The sequence below is a fragment of the Burkholderia sp. Bp9090 genome (assembly GCF_003857985.1).
GTDB lineage: Bacteria > Pseudomonadota > Gammaproteobacteria > Burkholderiales > Burkholderiaceae > Burkholderia.
This window is the reverse complement of sequence record NZ_QTPV01000115.1, coordinates 1-633: the sequence shown is the minus strand read 5'-3', so window position 1 is coordinate 633 and position 633 is coordinate 1. Positions and strand designations below refer to the sequence as shown.

1 protein-coding gene is annotated in these 633 nt (G+C 63.3%); it reads right to left on the bottom strand.

Translation table 11 applies throughout. The annotated features are described in order from the left end of the window. Positions 1 to 3: 3 nt before the first annotated feature. Positions 4 to 633, bottom strand: a 630-nt coding sequence (locus tag DIE16_RS36325) for an amino acid ABC transporter ATP-binding protein (RefSeq protein WP_148095414.1), incomplete at its 5' end; no start/stop codon positions are given.

Below are 633 nucleotides of genomic sequence, written 5' to 3'. Positions count from 1 at the left end.
CGCTCAGTGCAGGATTTTCGCGAGGAAGTCCTTCGCGCGGTCCGACTTCGGATTCGAGAAGAAATCGTCCTTGCGGTCGTCCTCGACGATCGCGCCTTGGTCCATGAAGATCACGCGATGGGCGACCTTCTTCGCGAAGCCCATTTCGTGCGTGACGACCATCATCGTCATGCCTTCCTGCGCGAGTTCGACCATCACGTCGAGCACTTCGTTGATCATCTCGGGATCGAGCGCGGACGTCGGCTCGTCGAACAGCATCGCGATCGGGTCCATCGACAGCGCGCGCGCGATCGCGACCCGCTGCTGCTGGCCGCCCGACAGCTGGCCCGGAAACTTGTGCGCATGCGCCTTCAGGCCGACGCGATCGAGCAGCTTCATGCCCTTCTCGGCCGCTTCGTCCTTGCCGCGGCCGAGCACCTTGACCTGCGCGAGCGTGAGGTTCTCGGTGATCGACAGGTGCGGGAACAACTCGAAATGCTGGAACACCATCCCGACCTTCGAGCGCAGCTTCGACAGGTTCGTCTTCTTGTCGCCGACCGACTGGCCGTTCACGAGGATCTCGCCCTGCTGGAACGGCTCGAGGCCGTTCACGGTCTTGATCAGCGTCGACTTGCCCGAGCCGGACGGGCCGCA